Here is a 20,988-nt window from a genome sequence, read left to right as displayed (position 1 = left end):
TCCCGGGACGCTTCGGCACGCTGATTCCCATGACGCACAACATCTCCCGATTCGACGGCAAGGTCGCGCTCATCACCGGCGGCTCGAGCGGCATGGGACTGGCCACCGCACGACGGCTGCTCGCCGAAGGCGCGCAGGTGGTCATCACCGGCCGGGACCGGACCCGGCTGGACGCCGCGGGCCGCGCATTGCACGGCGGCGACCGCGTGCTCGCGATCCGAGCCGACGCGGCGCGTCTGGCCGACCTCGACGCGCTCACCGCCGCCATCCGCGACCGGCACGGCCGCCTCGATGTCGTGTTCGCCAACGCGGGGGTCGCGTCCTTCCAGCCGAACGCCGAGATCAGTGAGGACGAGTTCGACCGCGTCGTGGACACGAACTTCAAAGGCGTGTTCTTCACCGTCCAGAAAGCCCTGCCGCTGCTGTCCGCGCACGCCGCGGTCGTCATCAACGCGTCGTGGACGCTGCACCGCGGCCTGCCCGGCGCCTCGCTGTACGCGGCAACCAAGGCGGCCGTGCACAACCTGGCCCGCACCCTCGCGGCGGAGCTGGGACCCAGCGGAATCCGGGTCAATTCCGTGAGCCCCGGGTACATCGAGACTCCGATGTTCCACGACAACGTCAGCCCCGACGCGCACACCGCCGTGCTGGCCGAAGTGGCGAGCCGCCGGTTGGGTACCGCCGAGGACGTGGCCGACGCCGTGGCATTCCTCGCGTCCGCCGAGGCGTCCTACGTCAACGGCCAGGATCTGATCATCGACGGCGGTCTCGTCGCGGCCGTATCCCGCGAGCTGATCTGACCGGCTCGCGGATCCTCACGTGCGCGAACCGTTCTCGCGCCGCACGGATTCGATGATGGCGTCTCGGATGGGCCGCCATCGCAGATCGAGCTCGGCCAGGGTCCGGGAATCGTCGGTCGGTGTGGCGGTGGTGAGCAACCACGCGGCCTCGTAGCCGAGCCCGGCGCTGATCGGCAGGAAGCGGGCGGCGGCGTCGGTGAGCCGCCCGAGTCCCAGCAGCGCGGCCTTCGGCACCGGGACCCGCCGGATCCGCTGTCCGGCAGCGCTTTCCAGGATGTCCACGATCTCGTCGAACGCCACCAGGTGACCGCCGCACAGATAGCGTCGCGGTCCGAGACCGGGACGCATGACGGCGGCGTGCACGGCGGCCACGTCCCGGACGTCGATCATCTGCATCCCGCCGCGAATCCGCGGCGCGATCCGGGCCCGCAGAATCGCGCCCCAGCCGTCGGAGGTGATCCCGGCCTGCGCGCCGAGGCCAGGGCCGACGACGCTGGAAGGGTAGGTGATGACGATCGGCGCCCCCGCGGCCTGCAACGCCCGCGCGATCCGATCGGCGGCCGACTTGGTGCGGCCGTAGGCGCTGCGGCCGGGGGCGGTCGGGCTGTCGGGCGTGATGACCGGATCGGGGCTGGGGAAAAGCGCGCTGTAGCTGGCGACGTGGACGATCGGGTCCAGTCCGAGCGCTGTCGCGCGGGCCAGCACGGTGGCCGTCGCGTCGGCGTTGACCTCCCACATCAACTGCTCGCGCCGGTTGTCGGTGCCGACCACGCCCGCCGCGTGCAGGACGGCGTCGCATCCGTCGAGCAAAGCCTCGACCACCTTCGGATCCCGGATGTCGCCCGGCAGCACCGAAAGCGCTTCGGGCCCGGCATCGAACATGCCGACCGCCGCCGGGACCGATTCGCTCGGATGGACCAGCAGGACGACGCTGTGCCCCGCGCGCAGCAGTGCGGAAACGGTATGCGCACCCAGGTAGCCGGTACCGCCGGTGACCGCGATTCGCATCCGGCTAACCCTTGTCGTTTCCGGTCGACCGCTCCCGCGTTTCCGTTCCCCGCGCCGCCGTCCACGGTCGACCGTTTCGTCCGCCCATCTCATTCCTCCGTCACCCTGAACTCACCTGTCCGGGCCGCCCACGGGGCGCCTTGGGCGCGCCGCGACAATTGCCCGGGGCATCGGCATAAATTCGATGCCAGTGGCATCGTAATAGAAGGCGGGAAGCGGCATGGGCGAAACGGCACAGGACCCGCGGTCGGGGCCCCGGAGCGTCGGCCGGCCTCGGGACGAGTCGGTCGAGCAGCGCGTGCTGGCGACCGTCCGGGAGATGCTGACCGAAGTCGGATGGGACGAGTTGAGCGTCCGGGCGGTGGCGGCACGCGCCGGAGTCGGCCGGGCTTCCATCGGTCGCCGCTGGCAGTCGAAGGCGGAGTTGGTGCTGCACGCCGTTCTCGGTGAGACACCCGACCTGGGCCCGTTCGAGGGCACCGACCAGTACGGGTGGATCGAGTGGGTGCTGCGCGGCAGCCGGGAGTTATTCGCGCGCGCCGATGTTCGCGCCGCCGTCCCGGGGCTGTTGACCGCGCTCGATCACGACCCGCACTTGCGCCACCGGCTGTGGGCCGGGTTCAGTACACCGGCGGCTGCGCTCTTCGCCGCGGGAGACCCAGCCGGACGCCGTGGCGGGACCGCCCGGCCGGGTGCCACCGAACCCCGCGGGCAGGCCGAACTCGACGCCAGGGCCGTCATCGCACTGGCGGCGGGGGCGGCGCTGTTCCTGGAGTTCGTCGCAGACGGGGACGACACCGCGCTGATCCACCGGCGCATCGGCGAATTGCTGCACCGCGCCGTCCTCGAGCGCTGAGCCGGCGGATCCGCGCGAAATCCGGTTGGCGTCCCGTCCGGGCCGCTCAGTACAGTGGGCCGGTGATTCGCACGTCCGCGCTCGCCCATATCCGGGATCGCCGTCTGCTGCAGGCGCGCTCGGCAGGCAAAGACGTCTTCTACATGGCCGGCGGCAAGATCGACCCCGGCGAAACGCCCGAGGCGGCACTGCACCGCGAAGTGCGCGAGGAACTCGGTGTCGGCGTCGTCTCCTGCGACGAACTCGGGGTATTCCACGCGGAGGCGTACGGCCACTCCCCCGGCACCCGCCTGCACATGACCTGCTTCACCGCGGAACTCGACGGCGACCCGCGCCCCACCAGCGAGATCGCCGAACTGCGCTACTTCACCGTGAGCGAGTACGCCGCCATGGACCACGTGGCGCCGGGCTCGATGCTGGTCTTCCGCAAGCTCCACGAACTCGGCGTGGTCGACTGGTAACCTCGCGAACTCCGCCCGAGGCAGTGTCCTTGCAGCCTGCCGCCGGGGTGCTCGTGGTGAACGCCGGTGACGCCGGACGGCTGCGTTCATGACGCAGAACGGACGGCTTGTGGCGGAACCGGATTGGGGTTCGGAGCCGCGGCGGGCGATGCCGGCGTCAGATCACCCTTCGCTCCCACTCCGCACGGTGTCCGGAGCACGACGGGCATGCTCGGCCACCCAGACGCCGACGCCGATCGCCCCGGCGACCGGCCACGACACCAGCCCGGTGACCGCCGCCGCCCCGAGCCCGCCGAAATAGAGCAACGACTCCCGATCCGGTACCCGATTGCGCACCGCCATGGTCGCCGACGAGACTCCGGTCGCCACGGTGCGCGGCCCGGGCGGAAGCGGAATGCGGGCCATCCGCATGCCGACCGTGGGAACCGGCACGCGCAACCTGGCGCGCGCCGTGGGTGCGGGGCGCGACCCGGACTTCGATTCGGCCTTCGATTCGGTCTCGGTGCCGGGCACCGGCGGTGCCGTCTCCCGCGCCTCGGAGCCGGATGCGCGGACCTTCTCGGTTGCTGTCTTGGACATGACCGCTCCTTCCTTCGTCCTGCACCTCGTCACTGTGTATGTGATCCAGCCAAGCCGTGCTCGCCCCTCGTCGCAACCCCCGGGCGTTCGCCGGGGCCGCTCGACCGCGCGCAGGGCGCGCCGCAGTCGAACGGATGTCGCCGGCGGCTTCGAATCGACGCGACGAACCAGAATGGCCAACAGATTGCTGGCCATCACGATACCCGCGTGGATTCGAAGGATTCGGAGTTCTACCGCCCGTAAAACGGCCTTTCTGACCAATTCCGGTTTCACCCCCTTGTGTCGCTGGTAATTTGCTGGCGGTACATCAACCCAGCCGGCTGATCGACGAATGCGGCGAACTACCCTTGGAGGTCAACGGTCGTGACTCGTCCACTTCTTCGTATCCTGGGCAGCGGGTGCATGGGTTCGGTCCGTGTCCTCGGTGCGGTCGGCGGCATGGCGGTCACCCTGCTGCTGTCGACGACGGCAACCGCGGAGCCGATCTATCCGCTGCCCGATCCGGACCCGTTCTACGCCGCGCCGGCCGATCTGGCGGCGCACCGACCAGGCGACGTGCTCGCGGTGCGGCCCTTGCCGCCGCTGGCTTCCTTCCCGGGCGCCGCCGTCCGGCTGGTCGAGTTCCGTTCCACCAATTCGCACGGCGCGCCGATCGCGGCCACCACCACGATCGTCACCCCCGCCTTCCAGCGGCCCGGCATGCCACTGTTGTCGTACCAGCACTTCATCAATTCGCTCGGTACCGGCTGCGCGGTATCGCACCTGCTCTACGAGAACGATCTGAATCTCTCGGCGACGACGCCGATGTTGGGTGTGATGCTCCAAGAAGGCTGGAGTCTGGCGCTGCCGGACCACCTCGGACCGCAGTTCGCCCTTGGAGCGGGACGTTTGGGCGGCCAGATCACGCTGGACGGGATCCGGGCGGCGAAACAACTACCCGAACTCGGTGTTCAGCAGAGCCCGGTGGCGCTGGCCGGGTACTCCGGCGGCGGTCTCGCCACGGCCTGGGCGGCCGCGCTGCAGCCCTCCTACGCCCCTGACGTGCGGCTGGTGGGCGCGGCATTCGGTGGCGCGCCGATGAACCTGAAGGCGATGGCGGACGGGCTGGGTTTGAATCCGCACCCGGCCTTCGGCTTGGCGATGGCGGCGGCCATCGGTTTGGAGCGGGAATATCCGGACCAGGTGCGGATCAGCTCGAATCTCAACGCGCGCGGCCGCGCGCTGCGTGACGCCATGGCCAACAGCTGCACCAACGAGATCCTCACCATCGGCGCCGGTGGCAGCGCGCGCGAGATGACCGACAGCACCTCGGTCTTCGACATGCCCGAGGCATGGTCGGTGGTGGAGGAGAACAGCGTCGAGCTCTACAACGGCGCCCCGGAAACTCCGATCTTCGAGTGGCATTCGCCGAGCGACCCACTGATTCCGATCGACGCCATCGACAACACCGGCCACCGTTGGTGCGCGGCCGGGGTGCGGTGGCAGATGGTGCACGTGCCCGCCTTCGACCATCTGTCCGCGGCGGTCTCCGGCGCCCCTGCGGTGCTGGCCTGGCTCGAAGGCCGGGTTCGCGGAGAGCCCGCGCCGTCCAATTGCTGATGAACCGAGCCCCCGGGCGGCTCTCGGCCGAGACGAGCCCTCGGGGCCGATCCAGCAGGCGGACGGCCCGGACCGGATTGCGTCCGGACATGCGGGGTAAACCGCAATCACAGGAGGTGATCACATGCCGAAGGCTTGGTCGGACAAGCAGGAACGCCAATACGAGCACATCAAGGACTCCGCGAAAACCCGCGGCGCGAGCACCGATCGCGCGAAGGAGATCGCCGCTCGTACGGTCAACAAGAACCGCGCCCAGTCCGGGCAGTCCAAGACCGCGAGCAAGACGTCGACCGACGACAAGTCGCCGCAACAGCGCGGCGGACAGCGTTCGCACAGCGGCGCACAAGGGCCGACGCGCGACCAGCTGTACAACGAGGCCAAGAAACGCAATGTCGAAGGCCGCTCGAAGATGACGAAGAAGGAGCTGGCGCACGCGCTCGGACGGGACTGAGCGGGCGCGCCGCTCGACGACGAAGAAGCGAGAGGAGTGGAGATGGCCGAGCAGCAGGAAACGGGCACCGTTACCGGCACCAGGGACAAGGATTACAACCTGATCTGGTTCGTCGAAGCGTCCCTGGAGAATGCTCTGCGTCTGGATACGTTCATCCGGGACGCGGAACGCGACGGAGACAGCGAGCTGGTGGAATTCTTCCGCAAGGCGCAGGCCGACAGCCGTAAAGGCGGGCGGATGGGTAAAGAGCTTCTGTCCCAGCGCCTCGCCAAATCCGATATCTGAGCTTTTCCCGACGACAGGCGGGGAGGGCGGCCGCGCGGCCGCCCTCCCCGCCTGCTTCCATCTTTATCCAGCTGGAACGGATGGCCGGGTGTCGTCGCCCGGAGGCTGGGTACATCGCTCTCGAATCTCGCCGCCGAGCCGAGGAGCAGATATGCGCGTAGTCGTGGTCGGTGCCACCGGAAACGTGGGGACGAGCTTGCTGGAGACCCTGACGGCCGAAGCGGGGGTCGGTTCGATCGTGGGAATCGCGCGACGTGTCCCGAGCAAGTCCTGGGATGGCGTCGAATGGGTCCAGGCGGACGTGCGAACCGACGACCTGGAATCCCATTTCCACGGCGCCGACGCGGTGGTGCATTTGGCATGGCTGTTCCAGCCCAGCCATCAGCCCATGGTCACTTGGCGCGCGAATGTGGGCGGCACGGAGCGCGTACTGCGTGCTGTGGCCGCCGCGCAGGTCCCGGCTTTCATATACGCCTCGTCGGTCGGCGCCTACTCCCCGTGCCACGACGACGAGCCGGTGCCGGAGAGCTGGCCGACCGATGGCTGGCCGCCTGCCGCGTACACCCGCGAGAAGGCCTATGTCGAACGGCTGCTGGATCGGTTCGAGGCCGAGAATCCGGACCGCCGCGTGGTCCGGATGCGCCCGGGGTTCATCTTCCGCCGGGAGACCGCCAGCCAGCAGCGGCGCTTGTTCGCCGGGCCGCTGCTACCGAATCGCCTGATCCGGCCGGGCCTCCCGCCGATCTTGCCGCTTCCGCGTGGCCTGCGCTTCCAAGCGGTACACAGTGACGACGTGGGTCGCGCCTACGCCCTCGCTCTCGCGACCGACGCCCGCGGACCGTTCAATCTGGCCGCGGAACCGGTGATCGACCGCGACCGGCTGGCCGAGTTGTTCGGCGCCCGGGTGGTGTCCGTGCCGCCCGGACTCGTCCGCGCCGCGCTCGCCATGGGGTGGCACGCGCGGACCCTGCCCGCGGCGCCGGACCTGTTCGACGCGGTGATGCGCCTGCCGATCCTGGATACCGGCCGCGCGCGGGCGGAGCTGGGCTGGACGCCGCGGTTCACCGCCGTGGACGCCCTCCGGCATCTGCTCTCCGGTTTGCGCGCCGGTGCGGGGGAAGACACCCCACCTCTGGCTCGCGACGCGGGCGGGGCTTGGCGCTGGCGGGAATTCGCGTCCGGAGTGGGTGGCCGAGAGCTGGGTGTCGGCTAGCTCGCCTGCCGCTCCGCGCCGCCGCAGCGGTCGCCGTACCGGTGTCGGTTCCTGGCGCGCCGATGATCGAGTCGTTCGACGGCCCGAGTCGACGTCACCACGACCGGAGGGGCCGACCCGTGCATCGGGGTCGACCCCTCCGGCCTTCGGATGCCGCCACCTGCGCAGTGCTACTGCCTCAGACTCGGGCACATGCGGGCGCCGGCGTCAGCTGTAGATGAAGAACACGCCGCCGGCGATACCGCCCGGACCGGTGACCGTGACCGGCGCCGGACCGAAGCCCACCGGGGTGATCGCGGTGATCTGCGTGTCGGAATTCACCGTGAACGACACTGCCGGAAGGAAACCGAAGAACACGCCGGTGGCGCCGGTGAATCCGGTGCCGGTGATCGTGACCGCGGTACCGCCGGTCACCGGCCCGGTATTCGGTGTGACCGAAATCAGCGTCGGCACCGAAACATACGTGTACGGCACCCCCGGACTTGTACCGACCGGAGTGGTGACGGTGACGGGCACGGTACCCGTTCCCGGCGGAGCGATCGCGATGATCAGCGTGCTGGAAATCCCGAAGAAGAACGTGGCCGGGGTGGCACCGAACTTGACCGAAGTAACTCCGGTGAAGCCGGTTCCGACGATCAAAACCACGGTCCCACCGGTCGACGGCCCGGAATTCGGAATGACCGAGGCCACCACAGGAGGCTGCACGACGTAGGTGTAAGGAAAGCCATTGCTGGTTCCGCCCGCATTGGCAACGGTGACCTGTACGGTGCCTGCGCCGGGCGGAGCGATCGCCGTGATCTGCGTATCGGAATCCAGTGTGAAAGTTGTTGCGGTCCCGCCGAATCGCACCGTGGTCGGACCGGTGAATCCGGTTCCGGTGATAACCACGCTGTTACCCCCCGAAGTCGGGCCCGTGGTCGGCGATACCGAAGTGATAGTAGGCATGGCATTGCCCCTTTTCAGAGTTGATTACCTGCACCGGGGGTGCTCGACCTTTTGGTTGCCCGGCTGTAACCATTAAGGCCCTGAAAGGCGCACTGCGGCAATGCATATTGCGATCCGTTTTCGTCTGTTTTTGTCCGATTTCGTCTGGTTTATGGTCCGTTGCGCTCCCCACTCTCGGGGAGCGCATGGCTCGAGTCATCCGATAGCGTGCATCTGCCGGTCGGACAGACCGCTTCGGCGTACGCGACCAGGAGGTGGCTCTCTCGGCCTCCGACATTGGTTCCGGTCCGCGAGTCGCTACAACGGGATCTGTTGTGCTGCAGCATGTTTCGTAGCGGTCGTCAAGTCGTCTCCAGCGGTGGGAACTGGCGCGTCGCGGGCTCCGGTCGAGCCTCTGCCACCGCGGGTTCGCTCCCCGCTCGCGAGGCGGCACCGCCCGGCCGACCGCGGTGAGTCCAGCCCGAAGATCCACGTACTGTCCGCGGAAAAGGCTCATCCGGCATTCCCACCGTTGGAGTCAGTCGCTACGGTAGCGATGAGACACTCTCACGGTGACCGAGAAACTCGCCACCGAGATGCCCGTCAGCACATACGATTACGACGAGCAATTGCCACGGCTTCCCATCCCGACATTGGAGGAAACGTGCGAGCGATTTCTCGAGAGGTGCTCGCCGTTGCTGACCGACGAGGAACTCGCTGCCACGAAACGGGCCGTGGAGCAGTTCCTCGCGCCGGACGGTCCGGCGCGGACTCGGCAAAGCGAGATCGAGCGATTCGATCGGACACCCGGCGTCCATAGCTGGCTCGACGCATTCTGGAACTCTCGCCATCTCGGCTATCGGGACAGTATCGCGTACAACGCGAATTCCTTCTTCCTGTTAGCGGACTCGGAGCATGGGCAACTCGAACGTGCCGCCGAACTGATCTTCCGCACCGCCGCGTACAAATTCGAACTCGACGCCGAGATGGTAGCGCCTGTGATGCTGCGCGGCCGTCCACTGTCCATGCATCAGAACAGGCGCCTGTTCTCCACCACCAGGATCCCCGGCATCGAGTGCGACACCGTGCGCTCCGCCTACAGTGCCGTCGAGCCCGGTCCGTCGACGGCCCGGCACATCGTCGTCTTCTTCCGAAGTCATGCGTTCCGAATGGACGTCGTCGCGGCGGACGGCGCCCCGCATTCCATCGAGGACCTGATCGCCGGGTTGGACGCGATCAGAAGAACCGATCCGGCCGGGGAGGCGTCGCCGGGTGCGCTGACAACTGGACCACGCGCCACTTGGGCGAGGGCTCGCCAGGCCCTCATGGAAGATCCCGACAACGTCGCCGCGTTCGAGACGATCGAAACGGCGCTGTTCTGCCTCGCGCTCGACGACTTCGCGCCCCGAGACGAACTCGCTGCCTGTAATCAGCTCATGCACGGCGACGGCGGGAACCGCTGGTACGACAAAGCGTTGACATTCATCGTGTTCGCCGATGGTCGCGCGGGCATCAACATCGAGGAGTCCGGCCTGGACGGAACCACCGTGGCCGGCTTGTGCGACGCGGTTCTGGCGAGTGCGACAGCCATCTCGGCGGACAAGCCGGGACGGGTGCCCGCGATTTCACCGGTCGAATTCCGTCTCGACGAGGCTATCCGGCAGGCGGTTCGGCAAGCCTCAGCCGACTTCGCCGAGCAAGCGGGCGCGACCGCCACGGAGGTCGTCACGCTCGACGGCTTCGGCTCGGACACCGCCAAACGGCTCGGAATATCACCGGATGCGTTGGTACAGATGGCTTACCAACTCGCTCATCAGCGGTCCAGGGGATTGCTGGGCACCACCTATGAATCCGTTGCCGTGCGGCATTACCGCCACGGCCGCACAGAAGCCCTCCGCGTGGTCACCCCCGAAGTCGTTCGCTTCGTCGCGTTGATGAACGACGAGACGGCCACGGCCACCGCTCGGGCCGAAGCGCTGCGCACCGCCGCGGCGGTACACGTCGCTCACACCAGAGACTGCCAGGCGGGGCGTGCTCCCGAACGGCACCTCGCGGAGCTACTGCGAATCCAGCGACACCACGGCGGTGAGCCGCTGGCGCTGCACGAATCTCCCGGTTGGCGAATTCTGCGCGACGACTATCTCAGCACGAGTGCCGTGTCATCGGTCAATGTTCGATTCTTCGGTTTCGGGCCGACAGCCGACCGATGCATCGGGATCGGCTACCTCGTGCAGCCCGGCGGTGTCAACATCCACCTCAGCGCAGCCCAGGGCATCGCACAGTCCTTGCGCGGATTCGCGCACGCTGTCTCTGTCGCCATCCCGGAGTTGTGCGATCTGCTCGAGACGACATCCGTCGCCTAGCATTGCGTGTCGATGAATGACTTGTCGAATATGGCAGTTCTCGCACGACAATCGAAGACATGGTGCGCGTAGGTCACGAAGGCATGGTGGCGAACAAGGGAAGAGAGTTCGCCTGAGCGAAACCGCGCCGATCACCTCCAGGAGCAGGATTCCCGCCCCGAGAGGTGAGTGGGGGTGAAAGCCTACCGAGAGCTTCTGGCAAATCGAACAGTATGCAATATGATTTTGCTCAGTCTGCTGTTCCGGACTGTTCTCAACTCCCAATCGCTGCTGCTGGTCATGCATGTGCGGCACACGTTGGACCTCTCCTACGGCGCTGCGGGCCTCTTGAGCACCGTGGTCTACCTGTGCATGGCGGGCACCGAGCTACAACGCGGCCCGCGGCTGGATCGCTCGGGCCTGCGGCCCACACTGGCGCCGGCGATCGTGGTGAACGGGATCTGTTGGCTGGTCGCACCATTCGCGCCGTTTCCGCTGTTGCTGCTGCTCGCGGCGTTGGCGGCGTGGTTCGAGATACCGATCATCAATGTCGCGAAACAGGCCATTACGGTCGCCACGACCGAACGCGAGCGGCGACCGGCGCTCGCCGCGTACGAGGTGACCGCGGATATCTCGCTACTGGTCGGGCCGCCGCTGGGTGTCGCGGCGATGAGTATCTGGGACACGGGGGTAGTGCTGCTCGTGGTCCGATTGGTGGCCGTGGGTTGCGGGGTCGTGTTGTTGCGACAGAATCCACCGCTGCGAACAGGTCCGAGCCGAGTGTCACGGCGTACCCCACAGCGATTCTGGTTGCAGATCGGGTTCGTGGCGCCGAATGTCGGATACGCCGCGGCCGCCGCCGTCCTGTGCGCGGAGGAACTGAGTGTCATCACGGCCATGCACGATTTCCACGCCAAGAAGTCGATCGGGCTGGTACTGGCCATCGGCGCGGCCGGAGCGGTGGTCGGTGGGTACGGTTACGGCGCGATCTCCAGAACCATCTCGCCGTATGTCCTGCTGGTGGGCCTCGGAATCGGTGTGGTGCCTTGCGCCCTGGCAACCGGGCCGGTTTCGCTGGCCATAGCCGTTTTCATCGTCGGTGTGCTGGCCGGTGCCGTGTTCCCGGCCAGCACCGATCGGATGAATGCCGTTGTCTCCCAGGATGCACTCGGTGAAGCCCTCGGCTTTCATTTCAGCCTGATGTGGGTGGGCGTGGCCATGGGAAGCATTCTGGCGAGCCAGTCCGTCGACTTCGCCGGTTCGTCAGGCGGCTTCCTCTCCGCGACCGCGATCGGTATCGGTGCGGGAATCGGGCTGGGCAGGATCGCGGCGCGTGCCGCGCCCACGCCCGGGGCGCCCGACGAAGTGAGTCGAGAACTCATCGTCACCACGACAAGGCGGATAGTGGACGCCGTCCTCGGCGACGATCTCTATGGCTCCCTCGACGCCCGGCCCGACGGAAATGACACCTCCGAGAAGAATGCGGACCCTCCCGTTCCCGGAGACCGAAACCGATCGGAGATCGCGGCCGTACCATCCATGGATTCCGAAGCCGTCGACGCCGTCCCGACCGGGCAACGCTTCCCGACACCTTGGACCGAAACTCCGTCGCCGCACGAGCGAAATGAATCGCCATGGAGCGGGCGCCCGGTTTAACTCCGGGCCTTGCCAACTGCCGGCTGTCCGAATTTCTCCTTCAGCCGAGTGAGCATCCGATACGGCCACAAAACTACACGCCCCCGCATGCAACTACCATCTCGAAGGTTTATCAACCGTGACATCTATTCGTACGCACTGTTCGAATCTTCCGAACCCGCTCGGGCACACTACCAGCACTACATATGAGCGGCGCAGTCTCGATCGAGCCGTGAATCTTTCGGATGCCCATTGCCGCCAACCGCTGACGGCCTCACAGAACGACATCGTCGAGCGGTTCCCAGAGCTGTTCCACGAGGCGCGCGAGCAATCGCAATCCGATCTGGAAGAAACGTTCCTCGCCGCTTTCCTGCGTCTGGCCGGCGAGCCGATGCACGGAGATGTGTCCAGATATATGCTGTCGTATTCCGCTTCATCCGCGATAACGATGGTGGTAAGTCATTGCGCTCGCGCGGGCAAGCGAGTCGCCCTGATCGAGCCGGTCTTCGACAATATTTCATCGATCTTGCGCCGAGAGGATGTCGAGCTCGTACCGCTACAGGAACAAGATTGCACCGTCGAACGCCTGCCCGCGGCGATAGCCCGGCTCGAACCTGCGGTGATCTGGTTGGTCTCCCCCAACAATCCCACCGGTTGGACGCTGCCGGAAGCGGAGTTCAGAGCGTTGGTCCAGTGTTGCGCCGACCGTCGTTGCACCCTGGTCCTCGACGCCTCCTTCCGCTTCTTCTCGCCTCAACCCATCGGTTGGTCGCAGTACGAGATCCTGGAGGAATCGGGAGTCTCTTATATCGTGCTCGAAGACACGGGCAAGACCTGGCCGACCAGTGAGATCAAAGTCGGATTGACGGTATGCAGTCCGGATATGTACAAAGACATGTACCGGCTGCACGACGACCTGTTGCAGAGCGTCTCACCTTTCCATCTCCGGGTGCTGACAGAATTCATCGAGGACAGCTGCAAGAATGGCGTCGAGCGAACCATCTTTCCTTCCGTACTCCAGAACCGGGATATCCTCCGGTCGATTCTTCCGGACGGTGAATTGGAATTCCTCACCGATTTGCGGTCGCCTGTGTCGGTGGACTGGCTGCGCCTGCGGGAGGGATGCGATTGCGAGCGCTTCGTCCACGAGGCGATTCGGGAGGGAGTCCACGTTCTACCCGGGACGAACTTCTTCTGGAATCAGCCGGAGCGTGGGCGAGAGTTCGTCCGGGTCGCCTTGGCCCGCGACCCGCGGCTGGTGCTGGAGGGCGCGCGGCTGCTGCGAGACACCGCAATTCGGCTCACCCCGAAAGAAGCGTGACGATGAGCGCTCGATCGAGCCGCTATCGCACCTTGCTGACCGGGGCCGACCCGACACCGGCCGATATCGAATGGCTGCGTCGGCGGAATATCGAAGTCGATGTTCGTCGCTACGACCTGCCCGAAGCCGAATTGGCGCGCGCGCTGGCCGGCAAGGACGCATACATTCTCGGTGGTGTGGAGCGTGCGACCGCCGCAGCGTTGTCCTCTGCCGACGACCTCGAAGTCATAGCGTTCATGGGTGTCGGGTATCAGCCATACGTCGATATCGCGGCAGCGACCGCGGCGGGAATCGCGGTGACCAACGCGCCGGGAGCCAACGCACGTGCGGTCGCGGAGTTCACGATCGGTCTCATGCTCGACGCGTGGCGCCGGATCACGGACCTGGCGAGGGAAACGAAGGCCGGTCGATGGCCCGAGAGCAAGGGACGCAACCTTCATGCGAAGACGCTCGGCATCGTCGGAATGGGGACCATCGGCGCTATCGTCGCCCGGATGGCGGCCGATGGGTTCGGGATGCGCGTGGTCTACGTGAGCCGAACAGCGAAGCCGGAACTGGAACAGCACATCCCCGCTCGCCGGGTCGAGCTGGCCGAACTGCTCGCCGAGTCCGATGTCATCAGTCTCCATGCTTCATACGGCCCGCAGACGGCCCGGATGATCGGTGAAGCGCAACTGGCTGCCGTCAAGCCCGGTGCGATTCTGCTCAACACTTCCGAAGCGGAACTCGTGGATCCAGCGCCGTTGCGGGCCGCGCTGCTCGACGGCCGCCTCGCGGCCGCTGCCATGGACGGCTATTACATCGTGCCCGCGCCTTCCGCGAAAGACGATCCCCTCGGGTTGATGGCACTGGGCGACAACAGGTTTCTCGTCACGCCGCACGCTGCGGGCGCTACCGAGGAGTCCTTCCGTGCGATGCTCACGGCTAATGTCGAGTCCATCGGGAATATTCTCGAGACTGGAGAAGACCCGCGAGTCGTCAACCCCGGCTTCCGTGATCACGCCCGGTGGTCGCCTGCGCGCCGCAGCCCCTCGCGTCGATGATGTCAGTTCGCACCGGATTCGCCGCGAGGGACTCGGATGATGGCGTGCTGTTGATCTGCTATTCGCCCACCCCGTTCAGCATCTGCTCGATGCGGGCGCGCAACGACCGGCCGGCCGCGTGCAAGGGTTCGGTCGAGCGAAGGGTGCGGCTGAGCACGAAAGCGCCCTCGAGCGCCGCGAGGACGGCGAGGATGAGCTCGCGGGCGTCCGGTGCGGGCAAGCCGCGGCGGACGAAGTAGTCGGCGCCCTCGTCGATCCAAGAGATGATGACCTCGGCGGCGACTTCGCGCAGCCCGGGTTCGCTGTCGGCGACCTCACCCGCGACGGTGCCGACCGGGCACATGTTCATCCAGCCGGTCTGTTCGATCTGCTCGGCCGCCGACGCGAACGCGGCGGGGATCGCCTCGCGCAGGTCGTCGTCGGCGTCGAACAGCAGAGGGAGCAACTGCAGATACGCGGCTCCGGACGTGCGCAGCGCCGCGGCGGCGATCTGCGGTTTCCCCTCGGGGAAGTGGTGATAGAGCGACCCCATCGGCGCGCTCGCGGCGACGGTGAGCTGCTTGACGCTGGTGCCCGCGTAGCCCTGCGTCCGCATCAGCTCGGCCATCGCGGTGACGAGGCGTTCCCGGGTGCTGGTTGACATCTTCTCGGTCACCGTTCCAGACTAGAGCAACTACTCTAGAGTGATCGCTCGAACGGAGGCGGACATGCCCGTTATCGAACTACCGGTGGGCCGGGTGCACTACGTCGAGCGCGGCGAAGGACCGCCGGTCGTTCTGCTGCACGGTCTGCTGATGAACCACACGGTGTGGGACGAGGTCATCGACGCCCTGCCCGACGGCTTCCGGTACGTGCTGCCGGACCTGCCGCTCGGCGCCCATCCCCTACCGCTGCGCTCGGGTGTGGACCTGAGCTTGCGCGGCCTGAATCAACTCGTCGCCGATCTTCTCGCCGCATTGGATCTGCGGGATGTCACGCTCGTGCACAGCGATTGGGGTGGTGCGCTGTTCCTCACCGCCTACGGGCTCGACGAACGCGTCGGCAGGCTCATCGTGCTGCCGTGTGAGGCGTTCGACAATTTCCCGCCCGGCCTGCCGGGCAAGATGGCCACCGTCGCCACCTACCTGCCGGGCGGCGTTTCACTGGCGCTGCGGCAATTACGCGTTCGGTGGCTGCGTCGCTCGCCGCTGCTGTTCGGTTGGATGGCGCGGCGCCCGCTGTCCGACGCGCTGGTGCGCGGCTGGACCGAACCGGGGCTGCGGGATGCCGGGATTCGGCGCGACCTGCTCGCCTACACCAAGTCGGGGTTCCGCAAGCCGGAATTGATCGCGAATACCGAGGCACTGCGCGACTTCCAGGGCGACGCGCTGATCTTGTGGTCGTCGGCGGGCAAGGTGATGCCGCGCGAGCACGGCCGCAGGCTCGCCGAACTCATCCCCGGCGCGAGACTTGTCGAAATCGATGACGCCTACGTCCTTTCGATGCTCGACCAGCCCGCCGCGGTCGCCGAGGCGATGTCGGCGTTCTTGGTCGAGCGCCACACCACGCCGGAGCGGAACACTCCCGGACCGCGGTAGCGCTCGGGCGACCACGCCAGGCAGCGCTCTCTTCCACTTGCCTTGACGTCGACGAGAAGGTTTAGCGTGGCGGTGACGGCGGCGAAGGAGGACGGATGCGCATCGGCGAACTGGCGCAGCAGGCGGGCACGAGCACCAGGGCCCTGCGGTACTACGAGGAACACGGTCTGGTGCGGCCGCGCCGCGCGGCCAACGGGTACCGCTCCTACGACGACGCGGAGGTGCGGATCGTGGCGAAGATCCGAGAACTGCTCGGCGCCGGGTTCGACCTCGACGACATCCGCCCGTTCGTCACCTGCCTGCGCGCGGGCAACGGCTCCGGAGACGTCTGTCCGGACTCGGTCTCCACGTTGCGGCGCAAGCTGGCCGAGGTCGATTCGTATATGGAACGGCTGGCGGAGGTCCGTGGTCATCTGAACGACCGGCTCGCGGCGGCCTGCGAGTTCGACCGGATCGAGCAGCCGAGGTGAGATTCGCGGTCAGCTACAGCACCCCCTTCTTCGGCGTCGACCCGGAACGGCTGATCGCCTACGCCCAGCACGCCGAACGCTGCGGATTCGAGGCCATGTACCTGCCCGAGCACGTCGCGCTGTACCCGGGTGCGACGATCGGGCCGATGGAGCTCACGCCGACGGTGCCGTTCGCCGACCCGCTCGACGCGCTGAGTTTCGTGGCCGCCGCAACGGATCGGATTCTGCTCGGCACCGCGGTGCTGCTGCTGCCCTATCACCATCCGGTGGTGCTCGCCAAACGCCTGGCGACGATCGACGTTCTGTCCAAGGGTCGGATGCGCCTCCTCACGGTGGGCCTGGGCACGCTCCCCGGCGAGGCGCGGGCCGTTGGCGTCGATTTCGCCACCCGGGGCCGCCGTGCCGACGAGGCCATCGACGTGCTCCGGCTCCTGTGGTCCGGCGGCGGGGAGGGGGTGAGCTTCGAAGGCGAGTTCTTCCGGTTCGAGAACCTGTGCAGTTACCCGAAACCCACCGGGGGCGGAACGTTGCCGATCCACGTCGGCGGATCGAGCCGCGCCGCCGCGCGCCGGGCCGGATCCCGCGGCGACGGCTACTTCCCGGGCGGGGTGCTCGGGCCGGTCGAACGCGCCACCCAGCTGGAGATCGCCCATGCCGCGGCCGATACGGCGGGCCGGGACCCCGGCGCGTTCGAATACACGCGCTGGGGCTCGATCGACATGCCCGCCGAACGGGTCGAGGGAATGGCCGAACAGGGCGTCACGCGCATCGTCGTGAGCGCGAGTACGGGCGACCCGGAGCGCGCCCGCGACGAGTTGTCCGCCTTCGCAGCGCGCTTCGATCTTGCGAACGCACGGAGGTAGCGACCGCGCACTCACCGGCGCCGGAAACCTCCTCAGACGGCGTGGCCCGCAACCAGATCCGCCACCGAGTGATAATGCAGGGTCTCGGCGGCGGGTCGCCGCACGTCGCCGTCCTCGGGTTCCAGCAGCATTCCGACGTGATCGCCGAAGTCGTAGCGCTCGCGGATGCGGGCGCTGAACCAACTGGGCACCGTGCTGAGCACCGGAATGCCATCGGGACCCGCGTGCCAGTCGCAGTGCACGAACTTGTCGATGTCGTCGCCGGTCTCACCGCCGAAAAGCCGCGCCAGCGACAGCTGTTCGCTGCCGAGCAAATGTACCGCGAGCCGCTCGGCGCGCTGCGCGACCCGGTAGGTGTGGTTCTTCTTGGACAGGCCGATCAAGAACCGGCGCGGCTCGATGCTGACCTGCGTCGCGAATCCGACGAGACAACCGGCGCGCCGGCCATCCGCCTGCGCGGTGACCAGCAGCACGGGATAGTCTGCCGCCGCGACCACCGCGTCGAACACTGCGGTCCGGTCTTCGGTAGCCATCGGTCCTCCCAGCGTGATGCAACGTCTTCCCCGGATGCCCGCGCGACCGTCGCGCAAACATGCCGGACCGGGCAGCGCTCACCCTACAACCGCAGCGGCCGGTCGTCTGAGACGGCGAAGCCGGAAGGGTGGGAAGCCCGGGTGACGGCCCATGTAGATCGGCTCATTCCGGTCTACATCCCGTGGATGATAGTCCACCACAACGCCTTACGCGCCGACACTGAAAACGCATGGTGGCGGTCGCCACATTGCGAGCGCACCGGTGCACTCAGCGGTCGACATGCCCCGTCGCCCCCGGTTCAGCCGTGCCGGACCCGGCAGTGAGCACCGCTGTCGGCAGATCATGGCTCCGGCTTCCTGCGCACCGGAACGTCGCCTGCGCGCCCTCGCAGTGTCAGTACGCCTGCGGCGGCGCCGATCATGCACAGCCCCACCACCCAGAGCCCGGCGCGCTGGCTTCCCGTCGCGTCCCTCAGCCCACCGGTGACGTACGGCGCCACGAAACCGCTGATGTTACCGATCGAGTTGATCAGCGCGATGCCGCCCGCCGCGGCGGCACCGGTCAGGAAGGTGCCGGGCAAAGCCCAGAACGTCGGCAGCGCCGCGAGCACGCCCACCGCGCAGACGGTCACCGCGATCATCGCGGCGAATGGATCGCCGAGATAGAGGGCCACCGGAATGGCCAGGCCGCCGAGCAGCGCGGGCAGCGCGACGTGCCAGACGCGCTCGCCCGTCCGGTCGGCGTGCCGGCCCCACCACACCATCACCATCGCCCCGATCAGGTAGGGCACCGCGTTGATCAGCCCGCGTTGCACCACCGAATACCGCGTGCCGTACTGCTGCTGGAAGCCGTCGATGATCGTCGGCAGGAAGAAGCCCAGCGCGTAGAGGCCGTAGACGATGCCGCCGTAGACCAAGGCGAGCCCGAGCACCCGCGGATGGGTCAGCGCACGACGCAGAGTCCAGTGCTCGGCGCTCCGCAGCGCGGCCTGCTCGGCGGCTAGTTCGTCCGCGAGCCATTCCCTTTCCGCGGGGGCCAACCAGGTCGCCCGCTCGGGACGGTCGGTGAGGTAGAACCACGTCACCACCGCCAGCGCGATGGCGGGCAGACCCTCGACCAAGAACATGAACCGCCAACCGATGAGCCCGAAGACCCCGTCGCCGTACTGGATGATCAGGCTCGACACCGTCGCGCCCAGCGCGGTGGAGATGGGCACCGCGGTCATGAACAACGCCACGATCCGCGCCCGTTGCGCCTGCGGGAACCAGTAGGTCAGATAGAGCAGAATGCCGGGAAAGAAGCCCGCCTCCACCACACCCAGCAGGAACCGCAGGATGTACAGCACGGTGGCGTCGGGTACGAACGCCATCGCCGTGGCCACCAGACCCCAGGTGACCATGATCCGGGCGATCCAGCGCCGGGCGCCGAACCGGTGCAGCGCCAAGTTGCTCGGCACCTCGAGCAGGAGGTATCCGACGAAGAAGATGCCAGAGGCGAATCCGAAGGCGGTTTCGGTGAGACCGAGGTCGGTCTTCATACCGCTGGGCCCGGCGAACCCGATGTTGACCCGGTCCAGGTAGTTGACGAAGTACAGCAGCCCGAGAAAGGGCACCAGGCGAATCGTGACCTTGCGCAGCGTAGCGCCGGCCACCTCGGTGGTGGAAACCATCAGCGCACTCTCGGCCCCGGACCACCGCTTCGTCAAGTGCGCCGCAGCAGAACCGCTCTCGCGCGAGCACGAGAGACCGGCCGCCTCGCGCCCCCGGCCGCGACCGGGGGCGCGTGTCCACCGCTAGTCGGCCGGCTCCAGATACACCGGAAGCCTGGCATGTCCGTTGGAGATGAAGCTGGACACGGTGCCGAGTTCATCGGGTCCGGCCGCCAAGCGCATGTTCGGGAAGCGCTGGAAGAGCGCGGGCAGGGCGATTTCGGCTTCCAACCGGGCCAGCGGCGCACCCAGGCAGTGATGCGCCCCGTACCCGAAGGACATGTGCTCCTTGGTCGCTCGCCGCACGTCGAACTCGCCCGCGGTGGCGCCGTGCAGCTTCGGATCGCGGTTGGCCCCGGCGTAGGACGCGAGAATCGGCTCTCCCTTGGCGATACGCAGTCCGTCGATCTCGATGTCGTCGGCGGCGTAGCGCAGCGGAAGATGCGCCACGGGCGCCTCGTAGCGCAACGCCTCCTCGATCAGGTCGGTCCAGGTCGCCCGCCCGTCGGTCACCTCGGCGAGCTGGTCGGGGTGGGTCAGCAAGGCGAAAACGGCCTGGTCCAACAGGTTCACCGTGGTCTCGTGCCCGGCGCTGATGACGAGCAGCAGCGTGTCGATCAACTCCTGCTCGGTCAGCTGCGAGCCGTCGTCCTCGTCCCGGTGCGAGATCAGCAGGCTGGTCATGTCGTCACCGGGCGTTTCACGCCGGTAGGCGACGAGCTCACCGAGGATCCGGTACATCTCCAGATAGTTCGCCTGCGACTGTTCAGGGGTCAGCGAAGTATCGAAGATGCCGTCGACGCAGGTACGCAGACCGGCGTTCAGGGACTCGGGAACGCCCATCAGCGCGCTGATCACCTGGATCGGCAGCGGATAGGCGAAGCCTTCCCTGAGGTCCACCGCTTCGTCCGCGGGAGTGGCCGCCAGTTCGCTCAGCAGGTCCGCGGTGATCTGCTCGATCATGGCGCGCATCGCCTGGGTGCGGCGGTGGGTGAACGCGGGCGCGACGAGTTTGCGCAGTCTGCGGTGGTTCGCGCCGTACGCGGTGAACATGTTGTTCACCGCGACCCACGGCAACAGTGGCCAGTCCTGGGGTATCTCGCCGTTGATGAGCGCGGGCCAGTGCTGTTTGGCGTCTTTCGACACCCTGGGATCGGCCAGCAACCGCTTGAGCAGATCAGCGTCGGTGACCGACCAAGCCCGCACCCCGCCCGGCAATTCGACGAGGGCCACCGGCCCGCGCTCGCGGATCCGCGCGGATTCACCCTGGATGTCGGCGCCCGTCGGGTCGAGAACTAGAGGCTGTGTGTCCATCGAGG

The 20,988-nt window shown here is 67.2% G+C and carries 21 protein-coding genes; 14 read left to right on the top strand and 7 right to left on the bottom strand.

The window, feature by feature from the left end:
- Positions 1 to 29: 29 nt before the first annotated feature.
- A complete protein-coding gene (locus ABZ420_RS06145; RefSeq protein WP_357117595.1) occupies positions 30 to 800 on the top strand; it encodes a glucose 1-dehydrogenase in 771 nt (256 codons plus the stop codon).
- A 15-nt stretch (positions 801 to 815) separates the two neighbouring features.
- Here ABZ420_RS06145 and ABZ420_RS06140 read toward each other — a convergent pair whose 3' ends face one another.
- Positions 816 to 1,808, bottom strand: coding sequence for an NAD-dependent epimerase/dehydratase family protein (locus tag ABZ420_RS06140; RefSeq protein ID WP_357117592.1), 993 nt, complete (start codon positions 1,806 to 1,808; stop codon positions 816 to 818).
- A 220-nt stretch (positions 1,809 to 2,028) separates the two neighbouring features.
- On the opposite strand from ABZ420_RS06140, the gene ABZ420_RS06135 reads away from it, so the two are divergent.
- Both ABZ420_RS06135 and ABZ420_RS06130 read left to right on the top strand, forming a co-directional pair.
- Positions 2,029 to 2,664, top strand: coding sequence for a helix-turn-helix domain-containing protein (locus ABZ420_RS06135; protein WP_357117589.1), 636 nt, complete (start codon positions 2,029 to 2,031; stop codon positions 2,662 to 2,664).
- Between the two features lie 62 nt (positions 2,665 to 2,726).
- Positions 2,727 to 3,125: an NUDIX domain-containing protein gene (locus ABZ420_RS06130; protein ID WP_040866298.1), complete on the top strand. Its 399-nt coding sequence runs from the start codon at positions 2,727 to 2,729 to the stop codon at positions 3,123 to 3,125.
- A gap of 162 nt (positions 3,126 to 3,287) precedes the next feature.
- Here the strand turns inward: ABZ420_RS06130 and ABZ420_RS06125 are convergent, their stop codons facing one another.
- The gene (locus tag ABZ420_RS06125; RefSeq protein ID WP_357117585.1) at positions 3,288 to 3,704 is read right to left on the bottom strand and encodes a hypothetical protein; all 417 of its coding nucleotides are present in this window, start codon (positions 3,702 to 3,704) and stop codon (positions 3,288 to 3,290) included.
- A 402-nt stretch (positions 3,705 to 4,106) separates the two neighbouring features.
- On the opposite strand from ABZ420_RS06125, the gene ABZ420_RS06120 reads away from it, so the two are divergent.
- The 4 genes from ABZ420_RS06120 (at position 4,107) to ABZ420_RS06105 (ending at position 7,252) form a co-directional block, all read left to right on the top strand.
- Positions 4,107 to 5,303: a lipase family protein gene (locus ABZ420_RS06120; protein ID WP_357117582.1), complete on the top strand. Its 1,197-nt coding sequence runs from the start codon at positions 4,107 to 4,109 to the stop codon at positions 5,301 to 5,303.
- A 124-nt stretch (positions 5,304 to 5,427) separates the two neighbouring features.
- Entirely contained in the window at positions 5,428 to 5,754 is a 327-nt protein-coding gene (locus ABZ420_RS06115) for a plasmid stabilization protein (protein ID WP_357117579.1), read from the top strand.
- Positions 5,755 to 5,796: 42 nt separating this feature from the next.
- The gene (locus ABZ420_RS06110; RefSeq protein ID WP_062973520.1) at positions 5,797 to 6,039 is read left to right on the top strand and encodes a hypothetical protein; all 243 of its coding nucleotides are present in this window, start codon (positions 5,797 to 5,799) and stop codon (positions 6,037 to 6,039) included.
- A 151-nt stretch (positions 6,040 to 6,190) separates the two neighbouring features.
- Positions 6,191 to 7,252 (top strand): NAD-dependent epimerase/dehydratase family protein, encoded by a 1,062-nt coding sequence (locus tag ABZ420_RS06105; RefSeq protein WP_357117576.1) that lies wholly within the window; start codon positions 6,191 to 6,193, stop codon positions 7,250 to 7,252.
- A gap of 207 nt (positions 7,253 to 7,459) precedes the next feature.
- Here the strand turns inward: ABZ420_RS06105 and ABZ420_RS06100 are convergent, their stop codons facing one another.
- Entirely contained in the window at positions 7,460 to 8,197 is a 738-nt protein-coding gene (locus tag ABZ420_RS06100; RefSeq protein WP_084499084.1) for an IPT/TIG domain-containing protein, read from the bottom strand.
- A 551-nt stretch (positions 8,198 to 8,748) separates the two neighbouring features.
- Here ABZ420_RS06100 and ABZ420_RS06095 point away from each other — a divergent pair.
- The 4 genes from ABZ420_RS06095 (at position 8,749) to ABZ420_RS06080 (ending at position 14,517) form a co-directional block, all read left to right on the top strand.
- On the top strand, positions 8,749 to 10,539 hold the full coding sequence (locus ABZ420_RS06095) for a choline/carnitine O-acyltransferase (protein WP_357117572.1): 1,791 nt from the start codon (positions 8,749 to 8,751) through the stop codon (positions 10,537 to 10,539).
- A 219-nt stretch (positions 10,540 to 10,758) separates the two neighbouring features.
- Positions 10,759 to 12,174, top strand: a complete 1,416-nt coding sequence (locus ABZ420_RS06090; protein WP_357117569.1) for an MFS transporter — start codon at positions 10,759 to 10,761, stop codon at positions 12,172 to 12,174.
- A gap of 211 nt (positions 12,175 to 12,385) precedes the next feature.
- On the top strand, positions 12,386 to 13,474 hold the full coding sequence (locus ABZ420_RS06085) for a pyridoxal phosphate-dependent aminotransferase (protein ID WP_357117566.1): 1,089 nt from the start codon (positions 12,386 to 12,388) through the stop codon (positions 13,472 to 13,474).
- A gap of 2 nt (positions 13,475 to 13,476) precedes the next feature.
- A complete protein-coding gene (locus tag ABZ420_RS06080; RefSeq protein ID WP_357117563.1) occupies positions 13,477 to 14,517 on the top strand; it encodes a D-isomer specific 2-hydroxyacid dehydrogenase family protein in 1,041 nt (346 codons plus the stop codon).
- A 58-nt stretch (positions 14,518 to 14,575) separates the two neighbouring features.
- On the opposite strand, the gene ABZ420_RS06075 is transcribed toward ABZ420_RS06080, so the two are convergent.
- Entirely contained in the window at positions 14,576 to 15,172 is a 597-nt protein-coding gene (locus ABZ420_RS06075) for a TetR/AcrR family transcriptional regulator (RefSeq protein WP_357117560.1), read from the bottom strand.
- A gap of 52 nt (positions 15,173 to 15,224) precedes the next feature.
- Between ABZ420_RS06075 and ABZ420_RS06070 the strand changes: the two genes are divergently transcribed.
- The 3 genes from ABZ420_RS06070 (at position 15,225) to ABZ420_RS06060 (ending at position 17,427) form a co-directional block, all read left to right on the top strand.
- Complete coding sequence (locus ABZ420_RS06070) at positions 15,225 to 16,094, top strand: alpha/beta hydrolase (protein ID WP_357117557.1); 870 nt, start codon at positions 15,225 to 15,227, stop codon at positions 16,092 to 16,094.
- A 95-nt stretch (positions 16,095 to 16,189) separates the two neighbouring features.
- Positions 16,190 to 16,564 carry a MerR family transcriptional regulator gene (locus ABZ420_RS06065; protein WP_357117554.1) on the top strand — a complete coding sequence of 125 codons (375 nt, stop codon included), beginning with the start codon at positions 16,190 to 16,192 and terminating at the stop codon, positions 16,562 to 16,564.
- Positions 16,561 to 17,427: a TIGR03619 family F420-dependent LLM class oxidoreductase gene (locus ABZ420_RS06060; RefSeq protein WP_357117551.1), complete on the top strand. Its 867-nt coding sequence runs from the start codon at positions 16,561 to 16,563 to the stop codon at positions 17,425 to 17,427. The genes ABZ420_RS06065 and ABZ420_RS06060 overlap by 4 nt, the downstream gene beginning before the upstream one ends.
- Positions 17,428 to 17,459: 32 nt before the next feature.
- On the opposite strand, the gene ABZ420_RS06055 is transcribed toward ABZ420_RS06060, so the two are convergent.
- From ABZ420_RS06055 to ABZ420_RS06045, 3 genes are all read right to left on the bottom strand, one after another.
- A complete protein-coding gene (locus tag ABZ420_RS06055; protein WP_040866291.1) occupies positions 17,460 to 17,960 on the bottom strand; it encodes a flavin reductase family protein in 501 nt (166 codons plus the stop codon).
- Positions 17,961 to 18,301: 341 nt separating this feature from the next.
- Positions 18,302 to 19,630: an MFS transporter gene (locus ABZ420_RS06050; protein ID WP_357117548.1), complete on the bottom strand. Its 1,329-nt coding sequence runs from the start codon at positions 19,628 to 19,630 to the stop codon at positions 18,302 to 18,304.
- 123 nt (positions 19,631 to 19,753) lie between these two features.
- Positions 19,754 to 20,983 carry a cytochrome P450 gene (locus ABZ420_RS06045; protein ID WP_357117545.1) on the bottom strand — a complete coding sequence of 410 codons (1,230 nt, stop codon included), beginning with the start codon at positions 20,981 to 20,983 and terminating at the stop codon, positions 19,754 to 19,756.
- Positions 20,984 to 20,988: the final 5 nt, after the last annotated feature.

This window comes from Nocardia sp. NPDC005745, assembly GCF_040630775.1.
Taxonomy (GTDB): Bacteria; Actinomycetota; Actinomycetes; order Mycobacteriales; family Mycobacteriaceae; genus Nocardia.
This window is presented reverse-complemented; position numbering and strand designations above follow the sequence as displayed.